The organism is Xenorhabdus griffiniae, assembly GCF_015163655.1.
GTDB lineage: Bacteria > Pseudomonadota > Gammaproteobacteria > Enterobacterales > Enterobacteriaceae > Xenorhabdus > Xenorhabdus griffiniae.
Window position 1 is genome coordinate 1 of the sequence record NZ_JADEUF010000092.1, and the last position, 16,064, is coordinate 16,064.

13 protein-coding genes are annotated in these 16,064 nt (G+C 41.6%); 6 read left to right on the forward strand and 7 right to left on the reverse strand.

Translation table 11 applies throughout. The annotated features are described in order from the left end of the window. Positions 1-273: 273 nt before the first annotated feature. From rsmG to asnC, 4 genes are all read right to left on the reverse strand, one after another. The gene (gene rsmG / locus IQ211_RS13835; protein ID WP_189758977.1) at positions 274-894 is read right to left on the reverse strand and encodes a 16S rRNA (guanine(527)-N(7))-methyltransferase RsmG; all 621 of its coding nucleotides are present in this window, start codon (positions 892-894) and stop codon (positions 274-276) included. 11 nt (positions 895-905) lie between these two features. Next, positions 906-2,795, reverse strand: coding sequence for a tRNA uridine-5-carboxymethylaminomethyl(34) synthesis enzyme MnmG (mnmG, locus tag IQ211_RS13840; RefSeq protein ID WP_189758976.1), 1,890 nt, complete (start codon positions 2,793-2,795; stop codon positions 906-908). A 375-nt stretch (positions 2,796-3,170) separates the two neighbouring features. Further along, positions 3,171-3,611, reverse strand: coding sequence for an FMN-binding protein MioC (gene mioC, locus IQ211_RS13845; protein ID WP_189759008.1), 441 nt, complete (start codon positions 3,609-3,611; stop codon positions 3,171-3,173). 91 nt (positions 3,612-3,702) lie between these two features. Further along, the gene (gene asnC / locus IQ211_RS13850) at positions 3,703-4,164 is read right to left on the reverse strand and encodes a transcriptional regulator AsnC (protein WP_074018962.1); all 462 of its coding nucleotides are present in this window, start codon (positions 4,162-4,164) and stop codon (positions 3,703-3,705) included. Between the two features lie 165 nt (positions 4,165-4,329). Here asnC and asnA point away from each other — a divergent pair, with 165 nt between their 5' ends. Beyond that, on the forward strand, positions 4,330-5,322 hold the full coding sequence (gene asnA / locus IQ211_RS13855) for an aspartate--ammonia ligase (RefSeq protein ID WP_189758975.1): 993 nt from the start codon (positions 4,330-4,332) through the stop codon (positions 5,320-5,322). A gap of 3 nt (positions 5,323-5,325) precedes the next feature. On the opposite strand, the gene viaA is transcribed toward asnA, so the two are convergent. Next, complete coding sequence (gene viaA / locus IQ211_RS13860; RefSeq protein WP_189758974.1) at positions 5,326-6,783, reverse strand: ATPase RavA stimulator ViaA; 1,458 nt, start codon at positions 6,781-6,783, stop codon at positions 5,326-5,328. 4 nt (positions 6,784-6,787) lie between these two features. After that, positions 6,788-8,275 (reverse strand): ATPase RavA, encoded by a 1,488-nt coding sequence (gene ravA / locus IQ211_RS13865; RefSeq protein WP_189758973.1) that lies wholly within the window; start codon positions 8,273-8,275, stop codon positions 6,788-6,790. A 538-nt stretch (positions 8,276-8,813) separates the two neighbouring features. Between ravA and rbsA the strand changes: the two genes are divergently transcribed. The 5 genes from rbsA to rbsR all read left to right on the forward strand — a co-directional run bounded on the left by rbsA (position 8,814) and on the right by rbsR (position 14,272). Continuing rightward, positions 8,814-10,298, forward strand: a complete 1,485-nt coding sequence (rbsA, locus tag IQ211_RS13870; protein ID WP_189758972.1) for a ribose ABC transporter ATP-binding protein RbsA — start codon at positions 8,814-8,816, stop codon at positions 10,296-10,298. 85 nt (positions 10,299-10,383) lie between these two features. Beyond that, a complete protein-coding gene (gene rbsC, locus IQ211_RS13875) occupies positions 10,384-11,355 on the forward strand; it encodes a ribose ABC transporter permease (protein WP_189758971.1) in 972 nt (323 codons plus the stop codon). A gap of 28 nt (positions 11,356-11,383) precedes the next feature. Continuing rightward, positions 11,384-12,274 (forward strand): ribose ABC transporter substrate-binding protein RbsB, encoded by an 891-nt coding sequence (gene rbsB, locus IQ211_RS13880; protein ID WP_189758970.1) that lies wholly within the window; start codon positions 11,384-11,386, stop codon positions 12,272-12,274. 64 nt (positions 12,275-12,338) lie between these two features. After that, positions 12,339-13,268, forward strand: a complete 930-nt coding sequence (gene rbsK / locus IQ211_RS13885; RefSeq protein WP_189758969.1) for a ribokinase — start codon at positions 12,339-12,341, stop codon at positions 13,266-13,268. 2 nt (positions 13,269-13,270) lie between these two features. Further along, complete coding sequence (rbsR, locus tag IQ211_RS13890; protein ID WP_282885554.1) at positions 13,271-14,272, forward strand: ribose operon transcriptional repressor RbsR; 1,002 nt, start codon at positions 13,271-13,273, stop codon at positions 14,270-14,272. Positions 14,273-14,277: 5 nt separating this feature from the next. Here rbsR and mdtD read toward each other — a convergent pair whose 3' ends face one another. Then, positions 14,278-15,675, reverse strand: coding sequence for a multidrug transporter subunit MdtD (gene mdtD / locus IQ211_RS13895; RefSeq protein WP_189758968.1), 1,398 nt, complete (start codon positions 15,673-15,675; stop codon positions 14,278-14,280). Positions 15,676-16,064: the final 389 nt, after the last annotated feature.

The window sequence follows — 16,064 nt, forward strand, 5'->3', positions numbered from 1 at the left end:
CTATTAATATTATACCTATGAAGTTTTATCTGATATATCGATAAAAAAGGTTAAATGATTATTTTCTCACTTTCTCTAAAATTTATTTATAAAGAAAATCGATAGCAATCTTTGAAAAGAGAAATGCTGCCAATATAAAAATAACGTTGGTTTTCTGTGAATCATTAGTAAATAAAGTTGAATCCATGGAAGAGAAGAATTAGTAACGCCTGTTACATTTTAAATGTCGTTGACGTCACTAATTATTTAGATTTTTTTTGACAAATAGCAAAGTTAGTTTGACTTAAGTATTACCAGATGACGCTGTTCATCTAACTCTGTGACTTGGAGAGGAACAACCGTGTCGAGCACAATCCCTGTTGGCAATTGAGTCAATTCATCTTCTGGCAGTACACCTTTCAAAGCATAAAAACGCCCTTCACGTGGTTTAGGAAGATGGTTGCACCATGACAGCATATCTTGCAGTGAAGCAAATGCACGGCTAATCACCCCATCAAAAAGAGGTTCAGGAATAAATTCTTCAACCCGACTCTGTACCGGCTCAATATTGGTCAAGCCTAATTCATGTTGAACCTGGCGCAAAAAGCGAACGCGTTTTCCCAAACTATCCAATAAAGTGAAATGGGAATCTGGACGTACAATTGCCAGTGGAATGCCTGGCAAGCCAGGCCCAGTTCCAACGTCAATAAAACGCGTTCCATGCAGGAATGGATTAACAACAATGCTATCCATAATATGCCGAACCAACATCTGTTTTGGATCACGGACAGATGTCAGGTTATAAGCCTTGTTCCATTTATTCAGCATGTCAACATAGGCAATGAGCTGCTGTTTTTGTAGCAGTGATAACTTAATGTCAGTTTTCGCCAGCAGTGATTCCAATTTATTAAGCAAAATCTGTCCCCTTAGGCGCTACGACGCAATAGACCTTGTTTTTTCAGCCATACCAGCAAAATAGAAATTGCGGCTGGAGTGATGCCTGAAATCCGCGAAGCTTGACCAATTGAACTTGGTTTATGGTCATTCAGTTTTGCAATAACTTCATTGGAAAGCCCGCTCACTTGTTGATAATCCAAATCAACAGGTAATGCGGTATTTTCATTACGTAACTGTTTTTCGATCTCTTCTTGCTGACGGGCAATATAGCCTTCATATTTCACTTGAATTTCAACCTGATCCGCAGCCTGAGGCTCAGTCAGCCCAGGTGAAAAACGAGGTAACGACGTTAACAATTCATAATTCATCTCAGGGCGACGCAGCAAATCTTCACCGTTGGCTTCTTTTGACAGCGGTGTTTTTAGCATCTGGTTGATATCCTCTAAGTTATCAGAGTGAGGATGTACCCAGATATTACGCAGGCGCTGGCGTTCCTGTTCGATCATTTCAAATTTGCGGCAGTAATGTTCCCAACGGAGATCATCTACCAAACCAAGTTGGCGACCTTGTTCAGTCAGTCGAAGATCCGCATTGTCTTCACGCAGCATCAGACGATATTCAGCACGGGAGGTGAACATGCGGTAAGGCTCTTTAGTGCCAAGTGTGCATAGATCATCGACCAAGACGCCAATATAAGCCTGATCACGGCGTGGGAACCAACCTTCTTCACCATAAGCATAGCGTGCTGCGTTAAGACCAGCCAGTAATCCTTGCGCTGCTGCTTCTTCATACCCTGTAGTACCATTGATCTGGCCAGCAAAGAACAGACCGTGAATAAATTTACTTTCCAGTGTTTGTTTTAAATCACGTGGATCGAAAAAGTCGTATTCGATCGCATAGCCAGGGCGAATAATACGGGCAGTCTCCATGCCTTTCATGGAGTGAACAATTTGCATCTGAACATCAAATGGCAAACTGGTAGAAATACCGTTTGGATAGATTTCGTTACTGGTCAATCCTTCGGGTTCCAGGAAGATCTGGTGAGCGTTACGATCCGCAAAACGCATAACTTTGTCTTCGATGGAAGGACAATAACGAGGGCCGATCCCTTCGATGATCCCCGCATACATTGGACTGCGATCCAAGTTATTGCGGATCACTTCATGAGTTTTTTCATTGGTATGTGTGATGTAGCACGGGATCTGCCGTGGGTGTTGATCGACATTACCCATGAATGAAAATACGGGTGTCGGGTTATCACCCAGTTGTTGTTCAAGCTGGCTAAAATCAATGGTGCGTGCATCAATGCGAGGTGGTGTGCCTGTTTTCAAGCGAGCTACGCGCAGGGGCAGTTCACGTAAACGATGAGACAATGAGATCGCAGGAGGATCACCTGCTCGTCCTCCACTGTAGTTTTCTAATCCGATGTGAATTTTTCCATCGAGGAAAGTTCCCACTGTCAGGACTACAGATTTAGCTTTAAATTTCAATCCCATACGAGTAACAACACCGGTAACAGTGTCGTTTTCAACAATGAGATCTTCAACGGGTTGCTGGAAGATCATTAAGTTAGGTTGATTTTCCAGTGCTGTTCTTACAGCTTGTCGGTAAAGTACTCGATCCGCTTGTGCTCGTGTTGCTCGAACAGCTGGGCCTTTGCTGGCATTGAGTGTTCTAAACTGAATACCGGCTTGATCCGTGGCTTTTGCCATTAGGCCACCAAGTGCATCGATCTCTTTTACCAGATGCCCTTTACCGATCCCACCAATGGCTGGATTACATGACATCTGGCCCAAAGTATCAATATTGTGAGTCAGTAGTAAGGTTTGACGCCCCATACGTGCGGAGGCCATCGCCGCTTCAGTACCGGCATGACCCCCGCCGATAATGATGACGTCAAAGTGCTCTGGATAAAACATGTGCGAACCTTCAATAGTGAGAATGCTTCATATGCATCAGGGAGAGAATTCTACTCAAGTTTGGACCTCAGACCAAGAGGTGAGAGATCATCATTATTTAAAAGAAGATCTTTTTATTTAAAGATCTCTTTATTGGATCTTTTATTAGGATCACGATCATCTGTGGATAAGTGGATTTTCCATATAAAGATCATAATGCTGTAAAGGATCATTTGTTGTGAATGATCCGTGATCCAACTCAGTATAAGCTGGGATCTAAAAGCCTAGTTATTCACAGCCACTCGATTTAAACTCAGTTGTTAAATGGATAACTACGGGTTAACCCCTGCTTTTCAGATAAGTTATCCACAGCTGATCGTTATATTTTTAATCGGATCAGAGTAACTTTGCCCACTCTTTGACCCATTCTTCAGCCGGATCTTCGGGAATTTCATGTTGCAGAATGTCGATTTCCAATCGATCGCCGATCCGTTTTGCTCCGTGATCTTCCAATAAACGTTCCAGTGATCTTATCGCTCCACAGAAGGTATCATATTCGGAACTGCCGATACCGACGGCACCAAATACGATATTATTGAGATCCGGTTGCTGTTGCGTGATCTCATCTGCCAGAGGCTGGAGATTATCAGGTAAGTCCCCAGCCCCGTGCGTGGAAGTGACTACAAGCCATAATCCTTCAAGTGGAAGATCTTCCAACGAGGGACCATGAAGTATCTCTGTTGCAAAGCCATCATTTTCTAAGATCTCAGCGATATGTTCAGTAACGTATTCGGCGCTACCCATTGTGCTGCCGCTGATTAAGGTTATTGTGCTCATCATGATCCTTGCTAAATTAAAGAATAACTATTGTACGCAGTGAATCTACTGGGATCTACCTGTGGATAATGTGGTTAACTGGTTTTTCGTTTTAAGGTTTTATTGTCCTCATTATCGGGTTTTGCAGGGAGATCAACGTTTCTGTTGACTGGATTTCGTCAATCGTCTGGATCTTGTTGATAAGTACATCTTGAAGAGCTTCAATGGATCGGCACATGACTTTAATGAAAATGCTGTAGTGCCCTGTGGTGTAATAAACTTCAACGACTTCATCAAGCATATCGAGTTTCTTCAATGCTGCCGGATAGTCTTTGGCGCTTTTCAATATGATGCCGATAAAGCAGCACACATCAAACCCCAGTTGTTTGGCGCTGATATCGACTCGAGTCCCCGTAATGATCCCTGATTGTTTCATTTTTTCTACGCGGACATGAATGGTTCCAGGGCTTACTGCGAATTTTTTGGCTAATTCTGCGTAAGGTGTACGTGCGTTCTCCATTAAAGCGTGAAGTATGTCACGGTCTAAATTATCGATCTGATAAATTTCCGCCATTTTTAACCCCTGTTTTTGAATAATATTCATTTTTATAGTGTAAAAATTATCATTTATAAATCTTATGCAATATTTTTATTATCAGATATTGAATTTGTACCTCATTTTGTTGCTTAATCTATATCAACAGGTCACAGGGCCACTAAAAATTTTGAGAGTTGCATCATGAAAACATCCTTTATTGAAAAACAACAGCAGATTAGTTTTGTTAAATCATACTTTTCCCGTCTGTTAGAGAAAAAACTTGGCTTAATCGAAGTTCAAGGTCCTATTTTGAGCCGTCTTGGTGATGGTACTCAGGACAACTTATCTGGCCATGAAAAAGCAGTTCAGGTGAAAGTGAAAACTTTGCCGGACGACACCTTTGAAGTGGTTCATTCTCTGGCGAAATGGAAACGTAAGACATTAGGTCGCTTTGGTTTTCAATCTGAGCAAGGATTGTATACTCACATGAAAGCTCTGCGTCCTGATGAAGATCGCTTGACACCTATCCACTCTGTCTTTGTTGATCAGTGGGATTGGGAGAAAGTGATGGGTGAAGGTCAGCGTTCACTCGATTATTTAAAACAGACAGTAGGTAAAATCTACGAAGCAATAAAAGAAACACAACAAGCGGTAAGTAAGGAATTTGGTCTGGCACCGTTCCTGCCAGATCAAATTCACTTTATCCACAGTGAAGAGCTTCTGAAACGTTACCCTGGTCTGGATGCGAAAGGTCGTGAACGTGAGGCTGCCAAAGAGTTTGGTGCTATTTTCCTGATGGGGATTGGCGGTAAGTTGTCTGATGATCAGGCTCACGATGTACGCGCGCCGGATTATGACGATTGGACTACACCAAACTGTGATGGCTTCTTTGGCTTAAACGGTGACATTATTGTCTGGAACCCAGTTTTACAAGATGCCTTTGAAATTTCTTCTATGGGTATCCGTGTTGATGCAGAGACGTTAAAGCGTCAGCTGGCACTGACTGGTGATGAAGATCGTCTGCAATATGATTGGCACCAGGCTCTGATCAAGGGGGATATGCCACAATCTATCGGTGGTGGTATCGGGCAATCCCGTTTGGTGATGTTGCTGCTGCAAATGGCACATATCGGTCAGGTTCAGTGCGGTGTCTGGTCACCTGAGATCATTGAATCCGTTGAAGGTGTACTGTAAGTTTTAATTTCGCCACTTTCTTCGTAAACGGCTTGTAAGCCCGGTATCAAAACGCCAGATATGGTCGAATATCTGCATAATATCGGGCTTTCCATAGTGGGAAAGGGAGACCGCATGGAAGCGGTGTTGTTGATGCTGTTGCAGATTTTTTATCTGATGGATTAGGGAGCCTGGCAAGCGTTGGGCAATGAAATCTGAAATAACAACAGCATCAGCATCTTCCCAACTATTTTCTTGCATTTTTTCAACGGTGGAATTTAAACAAGATGCCAGATCGGTTCCCCCCCTAAAGGTTTGTCCCAGAAAATGCATGGCTTGGGTGAGCCCATCCGGTGATGTTAAGTCATAATGAATAAGTTGTGTTGAAAACAACATAATATGACAATGACGATTATCCGCTAGTGCAATACGCATCAAAGCCAGACAGAATGCTTTTGCACACTGTTCATTAAACCCCCCCATTGAGCCGGATGTATCAACACAAACCATAAATGGTCCCCGAGGCTGTTTTTCATTGTGGTAGTGTGTCATGGGTTTGAGTGTAGTTTTGGCTTGCCAGTCGTCCCCTTGCAGGCGATACGATAGTAATTTTTTCTCCCCCAGCCGCCGATAAAATTCGTATTCCAACTCTTCAATACCCAGCATAGCCATCTCGGTAGGTAATAACCTTAAGATATCGTCGCTTTGCCTAATTCCGCTAATTTGCTCAGGTATCGTATCTGGCACTCTTTCAAGTCGGGTAAATGGCTCCAGGATGGGGTTTTCTTTAGGAATTGCTTTTGCTGTCTGACTGCGGCCAAGTAATTGTGCTAGTTTTTCCAGCTCAGCTTGCTGTTCAAGAAAGTCAGCATAACGGGTAAATAGTTGTATATTTTTCGTGGTTAGGTGAAGTTGTCCTTTACTCATATCCCATAATCGTCCTGCTGCGTGATCATTGTGATCAAATATGGGATCAAGGGTGCCACAGAGTGTTAATCGCTTCTGGATCTCTGTAAGGAGTTGCTCTTTTTCTTGTTCTAATAGTGTCTTGTTAAATGCCGTCGCTTGCAGGATCAAGCTGAGGCGCCAGCGTTGGATAAACAGTATTTGTCCTGAAGAGGTGTATTCAGAGAATGCTTTGGATAGTGTATCGGCTTCTTTGGTAAAGGGAGATTCGAGTTGTTGAAGTTTCTCTACGATGTTAGGTAACTGCCGATAGAATTCTGTCGTGTTAATTGTCAGTATATATTGGTATAACTGAAACTCTTCGGCCAATGGAGCGGGGATCGGCGTCTCTTTTATTTTTTGCCGCAATATTTGCTGCCATGCAGGAAGATCTTGCATAAATGCTTGTCTAAGTCTTGGATGTTTTTTAAAGAAAATAACTAACTGAGGAGCACTCAGCAGTATCAAGATGATCTCTTCGATCAGCTCCCCTTCATTGACAGAGAGCAAGAGATCAAGTGTGGCTAGTGTTAACATATTTTTATTCCATTTTTGATCTTAATTGTTTCTGCTTTTCAGTTAATTGCAGGAAACTCTGTTCAATGTTGGCAAGCCAATGTTCTTCGACAAATAAACAGGGTTGATGTTGGTTGAATAAATTACGTTGTTGTTGAATTTCATCACCGATGGATATCAGCTTTTCATGCCATTTTGTATCGGTGTTTTTGGCGGGGCCAGATAGACAGAGAACAGCGCTATTGCGGCTAATATCCAGCACTGTAAGCTGGTTCTTTTCATTAATTTCTGCCGTGATAGTTTGAGGAAAACCAATGCCATTTAAACAAGCAGAGAGTTCTCCTGTATTATTTTTTAAGGTGTTTTCCAGTGATTTTTTATCTATTTCGATGAAATTGACTTCAATATTATGCATGTGTAATGAAGGATGTAAAAACAGGATCAATTTTTTATCTGCAATATTTTCAGGCAGTGAATAGGAAGCTTTGCGGCCAAGCAGAGATAATTTGGCGACTAATTGCAGGGGATGGTCATTTTCGTCTTGGTTGGACTGTACCCATTGTTGGTATAACTTCTCTATTTTTTGCATGAGTGAATGTTGTCGATAAGCTTGTTCTGTCAATAAGACATGCAAAAATTGGGACAAGAGTTTTAAGCTATTCAAATCGTGCCATAGGCAATCTTTTAACAGCACAATATCTAACGGAGATATCTCATTTCTGCCACTGAAAAAGGCACTGGCTTGCAGTAAACGGATGGATTTTTTCCAACGGCGATCTGAGACATCAGTCGTACTTTCAGTCGCATTTACTTGTTGGCGTAATTGATAAATCAGTTCGAAGATATGATCTGGCAGGGATATCTGATTGATCTTGTTTTGCCATTGCTGGAATTCATCATCGGTGATTTGAATATGGGCAGGTACAGGATTGTCATTTTCATTGTTTCGGTCAGTCAGCAAAGCTCGAAAATTTTTCTTTTCCTGGATCTTGTCTAGCCAGAGTCGGATCAACATGCGATCGTAAAGTGCTTCCAGACTGCTATCACTCTCTGGGAGTTCATTGGATGCGGTAACCAGTAAACGCATTGGTAGCTGTTCTTCCTGGTTGCCATTTCTGAATTTCTTTTCATTAATCGCGGTGAGTAACGTATTCAAAATGGCGGGACCTGCTTTCCAAATTTCATCTAAAAAAACGATTTCGGCTTCGGGCAAATACCCTTCGGTAAGGCGCAGGTAACGTCCCTCATCTTTGAGTGCTTGAATGGAAAGGGGACCAAAGATCTCTTCTGGGGTGGAAAAACGGGTCATCAGGTACTCAAAAGCGTGGGCGTTTTGAAACGCAAACTTGAGCCGACGTGCGATAAGGCTTTTAGCTATTCCTGGTGGCCCAAGAAGGAAAATACTCTCTCCACATAAAGCGGCCAGCAGGCACAGGCGAATGGCTTGCCGTCGTTCATATAGCCCGCTTTCTAGATACTGACTTAATAGGGATATTTTCTCGACCAATCGCATAGTATTTACACCAAGGCTGAATAATTACCTGCCTTTATTTATAGATAAAATTCACTCTATGCAAAGATTTTGGTGATAATTTATTAAGTTCAGTGGCGTGTTTTAAAAAATCGATTCAGCTTAACTTATTCAATAAGTTAGTTTTTTTCTGTTTATTATCACCTTCTAAAACGTTTCAATGATGATCACATTTTCGTATTAATCATGTTGTCTTTGATAGTGAGCTTTATATGATGACCTCTTAGCGAAACGTTTCGCTAAGGGGCTTATAAAAAAGAAAACTATCCCATATCTACCCAAAGAATTGATTTAGCGCTAACCCAGGGAACACCAGATTTGTCTTCAATGTTGTTATTTAGAAAGTACAAATTGAAGCAGCCAAAATGGCTGCTTCAATTATTGAACACAATTAGCTAATACATGAGCAAATCATCAAGTGTATTGTTGCTTTTTGAAATACAACAGGGAAATGCAATTGCGATAAAGTATGTCAGTCATAGCATTCTGAAAGAGAAAAGAGTCACTTTCTGAGGTTATTATGAAGCCATTACTGGAGTTAAAGGGAATTGACAAGGCTTTTCCTGGGGTAAAAGCATTGTCAGGAGCTGCACTACGGGTCTATCCCGGGAAAGTGATGGCGTTAATCGGTGAAAATGGTGCCGGCAAGTCTACGATGATGAAAGTTTTGACCGGTATTTATACAAAAGATGCTGGCACGATCCGCTATCTTGGGCAAGATGTAGCTTTCTCTGGTCCCAAATCCTCTCTGGAATCGGGTATTGGCATTATTCATCAAGAATTAAACCTCATTCCTCAACTAACGATCGCTGAAAACATTTTTTTGGGTCGTGAATTCGTCAATAAATTGGGTTTTATCAACTGGAAAAAAATGTATGAAGAAGCCGATAACTTGTTGAGGAGACTAAATATCCGTTACAGCAGCCATCGGTTTGTTTCTGAATTGTCCATTGGTGAACAACAAATGGTAGAAATTGCCAAGGTACTGAGTTTCCAATCCAAAGTTATCATTATGGATGAACCTACAGATGCCTTGACGGATACAGAAACTGAATCCTTGTTTCATGTCATACGGGAACTGAAGGCACAAGGCTGTGGCATTGTCTATATTTCTCATCGCTTGAAAGAACTTTTTAAAATTTGTGATGATGTGACGGTATTGCGTGATGGCCAATTTATTGGTGAACAGCCTGTCAATGCTCTGAATGAAGAGCGATTGATTGAAATGATGGTGGGGCGCAAGCTTGGTGAGCAATACCCTCGCTTGGTTCTACCGCGTGGTAAAAAGCGGTTAGAGATTAGAAACCTGTCTGGCTCTGGGATCAAAAATGTCAGTTTTTCCCTGTATAGCGGCGAGATTTTGGGAATATCTGGTTTGATGGGCGCTGGTCGTACTGAGTTGATGAAGGTTATATACGGGGCATTGTCGAAAACTGAAGGTCAGATCTTGCTGGATGGAAACCCCCTAACTATCCGAAATCCACAAGAAGGAATGGCTAATGGTATTGTCTACATCTCAGAAGATCGTAAGCGTGATGGATTAGTCTTGAGCATGTCTGTTAAAGAGAATATGTCTCTAACCTTTTTGCCTTTTTTCAGTAAAAATTTCTATCGCTTGCACCATTTGGCGGAAAAAAAGTCCGTTGCTGATTTTATCAAGTTGTTCAATATCAAAACTCCCTCTATGGAACAACCTATTAGTTTGCTTTCTGGTGGCAATCAACAAAAAGAGGCTATTGCCCGTGGGTTGATGACTTGTCCAAAAGTCTTAATCCTTGATGAGCCAACCCGAGGCGTAGATGTCGGGGCAAAAAAAGAAATCTATCAGTTTATCAACCAGTTTAAAAAAGAAGGCTTGAGCATCATTTTGGTTTCTTCTGAGATGTCTGAAGTGATGGGAATGAGTGACCGTATTCTGGTTATGCATGAAGGAAGTATTAGTGGGGAATTTAATGCGAACGAGGTTTCTCAGGAAGAGTTGATGGCCGCTGCCTTTGGCAAGTAGTTCATAGGTACATAATCTACAGGCATATAATTTATCGACAAACAAAACTACAGTGAATTAAAAGAAAATGGTCAAGGGAATCGATATGAATTCTAATACAGGGTCAGCCTCCCGACGTTGGTTTACGAAAACATGGTTGATGGAACAAAAATCACTTATTGCATTATTAACGCTGATTGCGGTTGTTTCTTTCTTTAGCCCTAACTTTTTCACATTGAATAACCTCTTTAACATCCTTCAGCAAACATCTGTTAATGCAATCATAGCTGTGGGAATGACATTGGTGATCTTGACTGCGGGGATTGATTTATCTGTCGGTTCCCTGTTGGCATTGACAGGAGCAATAGCTGCATCAATGGTAGGTAGTGATGTTAATGCATTAGTGGCTGTTGCCTGTGCATTGACACTGGGAGCAGCTGTTGGGGCGTGTACTGGCGTTATTGTTGCAAAAGGCAAAGTTCAGGCATTTATTGCAACATTGGTCATGATGTTGTTATTGCGTGGTATCACCCGTGTTTATACCGATGGTAGCCCGATCAATACAGGTTTCAGTGAAAATGCAGATCTATTTGTCTGGTTTGGTATTGGCCGTCCATTGGGAGTACCGACTCCCGTCTGGATTATGCTGATTATTTTTGTTGTTGCATGGTTCATCCTCTACCATACGCGCCTTGGTCGTTATATTTACGCTTTAGGTGGGAACGAACTTGCAACACGTTTATCAGGTATTAATGTTGATAAAATAAAAATAATCGTTTATTCCCTATGTGGTTTATTGGCAGCATTGGCCAGCATTATCGAAGTTGCACGATTATCTTCTGCTCAACCGATGGCTGGGAGTGGTTATGAGTTAGATGCTATTGCTGCTGTTGTGCTAGGAGGAACCAGTCTGGCTGGAGGTAGAGGACGGATTGTTGGCACACTGATTGGTGCGCTGATTTTAGGCTTTTTAAATAATGGATTGAACTTATTAGGTATTTCTTCCAATTACCAGATGATCGTCAAGGCAGTTGTTATTTTACTGGCGGTTTTGGTTGATAACAAAAGCAGTAAATAATCTCTCTCACCCTACAGGAAAAAATAATATGAAAATGAAGAAGCTGGTAACCATTCTCTCTGTCATAGCATTGAGTGCCACTATAAGTGCTAATGCACTGGCGAAAGATAGCATAGCATTGGTTATTTCAACCCTGAATAACCCTTTTTTTGTCACAATGAAAGATAGTGCACAAAAAGAGGCTGATAAGCTGGGATATAACTTGATTGTACTTGATTCTCAGGATAATCCGGCAAAAGAATTGGCCAATGTGCAGGATTTGACGGTTCGTGGCATAAAATTGATGTTAATTAACCCAACCGATTCGGATGCCGTTGGTAATGCAGTGATCATGGCAAATAAGGCGAATATTCCGGTTATTACTCTTGACCGCTCAGCGTATAAGGGCAGTGTTATTAGCTATATTGCTTCTGACAGCCGTTTAGGCGCCAAAATGGCAGCTGATTTTATTGCCAAGAAATTAGGTAATAATGTTAAGGTCATTCAATTAGAAGGTATTCCAGGAACTTCAGGTGCACGTGAACGTGGTGAAGGTTTTGGTCAAGTAGCCCAAAAGCACAAATTCAATATGTTGGCTAGTCAGCCCGCTGATTATGATCGCACAAAGGGGATGAATGTCATGCAAAACTTACTGACAGCTCACCCGTCAGTACAAGCTGTTTTCGCTCAAAATGATGAAATGGCTCTTGGTGCATTGCGAGCATTGCAGGCAGCCGGTAAAGAAGATGTGTTGGTTGTCGGATTTGATGGCACTGACGATGCTCTTAAAGCTGTACAGAGCGGTAAATTGGGAGCAACGATCGCACAGCGTCCGGATCAAATGGGTATCATCGGCGTTCAGGCTGCGGACAAAGTGCTAAAAGGTGAAAAAGTAGATGCCATCATTCCGGTTGAGCTGGAATTAGTTGTGAAGAAATAATTAACCTTATTTTTGCAGTCATTAAAGCTAATGGCTGCATGATTTTCACACAGGAATCAATGTAATGAGTATGGCAAAATTGGTTGTGATGGGTAGCATCAATGTAGATCACATATTGAGCCTCAACTCTTTTCCTCAACCAGGGGAAACAGTGAGGGGAGAGCAGTATAAGGTTGCCTTTGGAGGAAAAGGAGCAAATCAGGCCGTTGCTGCTGGTCGCTGTGGTGCGGACATTACATTTATTGCTTGTGTTGGCCAAGATGATGTTGGCATACGTGTTTGCCAACAGTTGGCGAAAGATAACATCAATACTTCCTCAATTGAGGTGATTGAAGGAGAAACAACGGGCGTTGCTCTGATTTTTGTCAATCAGCAGGGTGAGAATGTTATTGGTATTAATGCAGGGGCGAATGGGAGACTAACTCCTGATTATTTCCTTCGTCATGATCAAGTTGTCAAAGAAGCTGATGCATTGTTATTGCAGCTTGAAACGCCATTGGAAACAGTGCAACTTGCTGCTGAAACGGCTAAGAAGCATCATGCCAAAGTGATCTTGAATCCAGCACCTGCACAGAAAATCTCGGATCGATTGCTTTCGCTGGTAGATATTATTACGCCGAATGAAACCGAAGCCGAGTATTTGACTGGCATCGCCGTAAAAGATGATGTTGGGGCGGAAAAAGCCTCGCAGGTTTTACATGATAAGGGTATAGAAACAGTCATTATCACATTGGGTAGTCGAGGCGTATGGCTAAGTGAAAAAGGTAAGGAAGGTAAAATTGTTCCAGGGTTTACAGTAAAAGCAATCGACACAATTGCTGCTGGGGATACATTTAATGGCGCTTTGGTAACGGGATTGCTGGAAGGAAAAGAGATGTTATCGGCGATCCACTTTGCTCATGCTGCAGCTGCGATTGCCGTTACACGTGAGGGAGCGCAACCTGCGGTTCCATGGCGAAATGAAATTGATGCATTTCTATTTGAACAGGATTAATCGTGACTACCATGAAGGACGTTGCTCGTCTGGCGGGTGTATCAACATCAACAGTTTCTCATGTGATTAATGGCAATCGTTATGTCAGTGAAAGCGTGAAAAAGAAGGTCAATGCAGCGATTGAGGAATTGAATTATGCGCCGTCTGCTTTGGCAAGGAGCTTGAAAGTCAAGCAAACTAAAACTATTGGTATGTTGGTTACAGCCAGTGATAACTCTTTTTATTCCGAAGTTGTCAGAAGTGTCGAAGGCAATTGTTACGAACGGGGATATAGTTTAATTCTGTGTAATACTGAGGGTAGTGTTACCCGTATGATTCGCAGTATGGAAACACTATTGCAAAAACGTGTCGATGGCCTTCTGATTATGAGTTCCGAACATAAATTGCTATCCAAAGATTTTCTATTGCGATACCCGCTAGTACCAATAGTGACATTGGATTGGTCTCCTTTTGATGCCTCTAGTGATGTTATTAAAGATAACTCTCTGTTCGGAGGCGAATTAGCCACATCTTATTTGATTAATCGTGGGTTTCGCAAAATTGCCTGTATCGCAGGCTCACAGAATACATCTCTTTCTCGTCAGCGTCTGGCTGGATATCGAAAAGCAATGAGAAATGCTCAACTTGAGATCCCCGATGGTTATGAAATCCACAGTGATTATGAATTTGCGGGAGGATTGTTATCAATGAAAAAACTCCTCCAATTACCTGAAATTCCCGAAGCAGTTTTTGCGGGAAATGATGCTATGGCGATTGGCGTTTATCAGGCTTTATATCAGGTAGGGCTTGCTATTCCTAGAGATATTTCTGTTATTGGATATGATGATATTGCTATAGCTTCCTATTTGACACCTCCTTTGACGACAATTCATCAACCAAAAGATGAGTTAGGTAAGTTAGCTATAGATATGCTGCTCTATCGAATGGATAATCCAGATAGTGAACCGAAACAATTAGTACTGACTCCGAAACTTATTGAGCGCGATTCTGTAGGTCAGCGTTGATAACATCATTTTTTAGGTTGCTTTTTCTTAACTAAATTGCTGCCGTCCTCTTTATTTAAAAGCAAAAAGATAAAAGCAGAAGCAAAAGTAATCGTACCTATTGTGATAAATGTATATTGAAAGTGTTCTATTGTAGAACCAGAACTCATTGACTCATAAAATCGCAGGACTGCCGCACTGACGGTTACTCCAAAACTGATAGATAATTGCTGAGTGACTGCTAATAGGCTGTTACCGGCACTTGCATTGTTATCATTGAGATCAGCTAGGGTAATTGTATTCATAGCTGTGAACTGTGTGGACATTACCATTCCCAATATAAAAAGAGGAATTATCAAAAATATGATAGGAAGTTCCGGTGTCTGTAGCGAAAATTGTGAAATCATTACACCAATAATAATCGTGATCCAAAAAAGGGTGTTTCGATAGCCAAAGCGGGTCAATATATTGGTGACAAAAGATTTGGCTAAAATTGAACCAATTGCGTTTGGCGCCATCATGATGCCAGCAATGACTGCTGAAAATCCAAACCCCACTTGTAGCATCAAAGGAATAATAAATGAAAGCGAGCCAGTGCTTAACCGAGTAGCAATATTACTGGCAATGCCGATTGAAAACGTGCGTGTTTGGAATAATTGGAGGTCAATAAGGGGATTTGAGTGTCTTTTGGCATGGAAGATATACCCCAATAACATAATGATGCCGCAAAAAAATAAAGCGGGGGGAATATAACCAGAGAATGAATGATCCCCAAATAAGTCAAAGCTGACTGAAATCGTTACCAAGCCCATACTAAACAGCATGAATCCCAGAAAATCGAAAGGGCATTTGGGCATCGTTAAATTGGGCATATTCTTTCTGGCGTAAATGATACCTAATAAGCCAATGGGAATATTGATGATGAAGATCCAATGCCATGTTGCATAAGTTACTAACAACCCACCGAGCATGGGACCTAAAATCGGGCCAAGTAGCCCTGGCATGGTGACAAAATTCAAAATAGGTAGCAATTCGCTACGTGGATATGTTCTTAGTAAAGTCAGGCGAGCAACAGGCATCATCATAGCCCCACCTATACCTTGAATAACGCGGGATACAACTAAGAAAGAGAGATTGTGTGACAGTGCACAAGCAAGTGAGCCTAAAGAAAAGAAGGAAACAGCATAAATGAATACTGTACGAGTGCCAAACCTATCAGCGAGCCAACCGCTTACGGGAATTAGCATCGCTACAGTTAAAGTATAACTGACAATGGCAGGTTGCATTGCCAGTGGAGAGTGATTAAGACTTTTTGCAATCGCCGGTAGTGCAGTGTTAAGAATTGTGGCATCTAAAGACTGCATAAAAAAAGCTATCGCCGCAATCCAAGGTAACCTCGACATACTGCGTGCGGATTTGACCATTAGATACCCCGTTTATTTTTTTAATGGTAGTGAGTACATAATATCTTACTATATCAAACTCAAGCTATTTCTTGGTTGTTAATCAAGCAATAACTTCCTCTAAGGCCAATTAACAGTTGCCCTAGGCAATTGCACAACAATCATTGTATAAGAACTTTATCGGTATGATTGTTGTTTAAGGCATCAATTTTAGGATGTAAAATACGCATAATTACCATTTCTGTTGAAAAAAACCACGAACAGAAAAAAAATTCAAAAAAAACTATTGCCAGCGCCGTAAAACTCCCTATAATGCGCCACCACTGACCGACGCTGAGCTGAAACACGCCGCGAAGGCCGGTGAGAGAAAAGGGAAAATAATCACTTGACTCTCAAGGCGAAAAGCGTAA

Bases quoted from the DNA above. Each gene is read 5' to 3' on its own strand.
- rbsA (WP_189758972.1), top strand. From the start codon at position 8,814: ATGAAGCCATTACTGGAGTTAAAGGGAATTGACAAGGCTTTTCCTGGG.
- rbsB (WP_189758970.1), top strand. From the start codon at position 11,384: ATGAAAATGAAGAAGCTGGTAACCATTCTCTCTGTCATAGCATTGAGT.
- ravA (WP_189758973.1), bottom strand. From the start codon at position 8,275: ATGCGATTGGTCGAGAAAATATCCCTATTAAGTCAGTATCTAGAAAGC.
- asnC (WP_074018962.1), bottom strand. From the start codon at position 4,164: ATGGCGGAAATTTATCAGATCGATAATTTAGACCGTGACATACTTCAC.
- viaA (WP_189758974.1), bottom strand. From the start codon at position 6,783: ATGTTAACACTAGCCACACTTGATCTCTTGCTCTCTGTCAATGAAGGG.
- mioC (WP_189759008.1), bottom strand. From the start codon at position 3,611: ATGAGCACAATAACCTTAATCAGCGGCAGCACAATGGGTAGCGCCGAA.
- mnmG (WP_189758976.1), bottom strand. From the start codon at position 2,795: ATGTTTTATCCAGAGCACTTTGACGTCATCATTATCGGCGGGGGTCAT.
- rbsC (WP_189758971.1), top strand. From the start codon at position 10,384: ATGAATTCTAATACAGGGTCAGCCTCCCGACGTTGGTTTACGAAAACA.
- mdtD (WP_189758968.1), bottom strand. From the start codon at position 15,675: ATGGTCAAATCCGCACGCAGTATGTCGAGGTTACCTTGGATTGCGGCG.
- rbsK (WP_189758969.1), top strand. From the start codon at position 12,339: ATGAGTATGGCAAAATTGGTTGTGATGGGTAGCATCAATGTAGATCAC.
- asnA (WP_189758975.1), top strand. From the start codon at position 4,330: ATGAAAACATCCTTTATTGAAAAACAACAGCAGATTAGTTTTGTTAAA.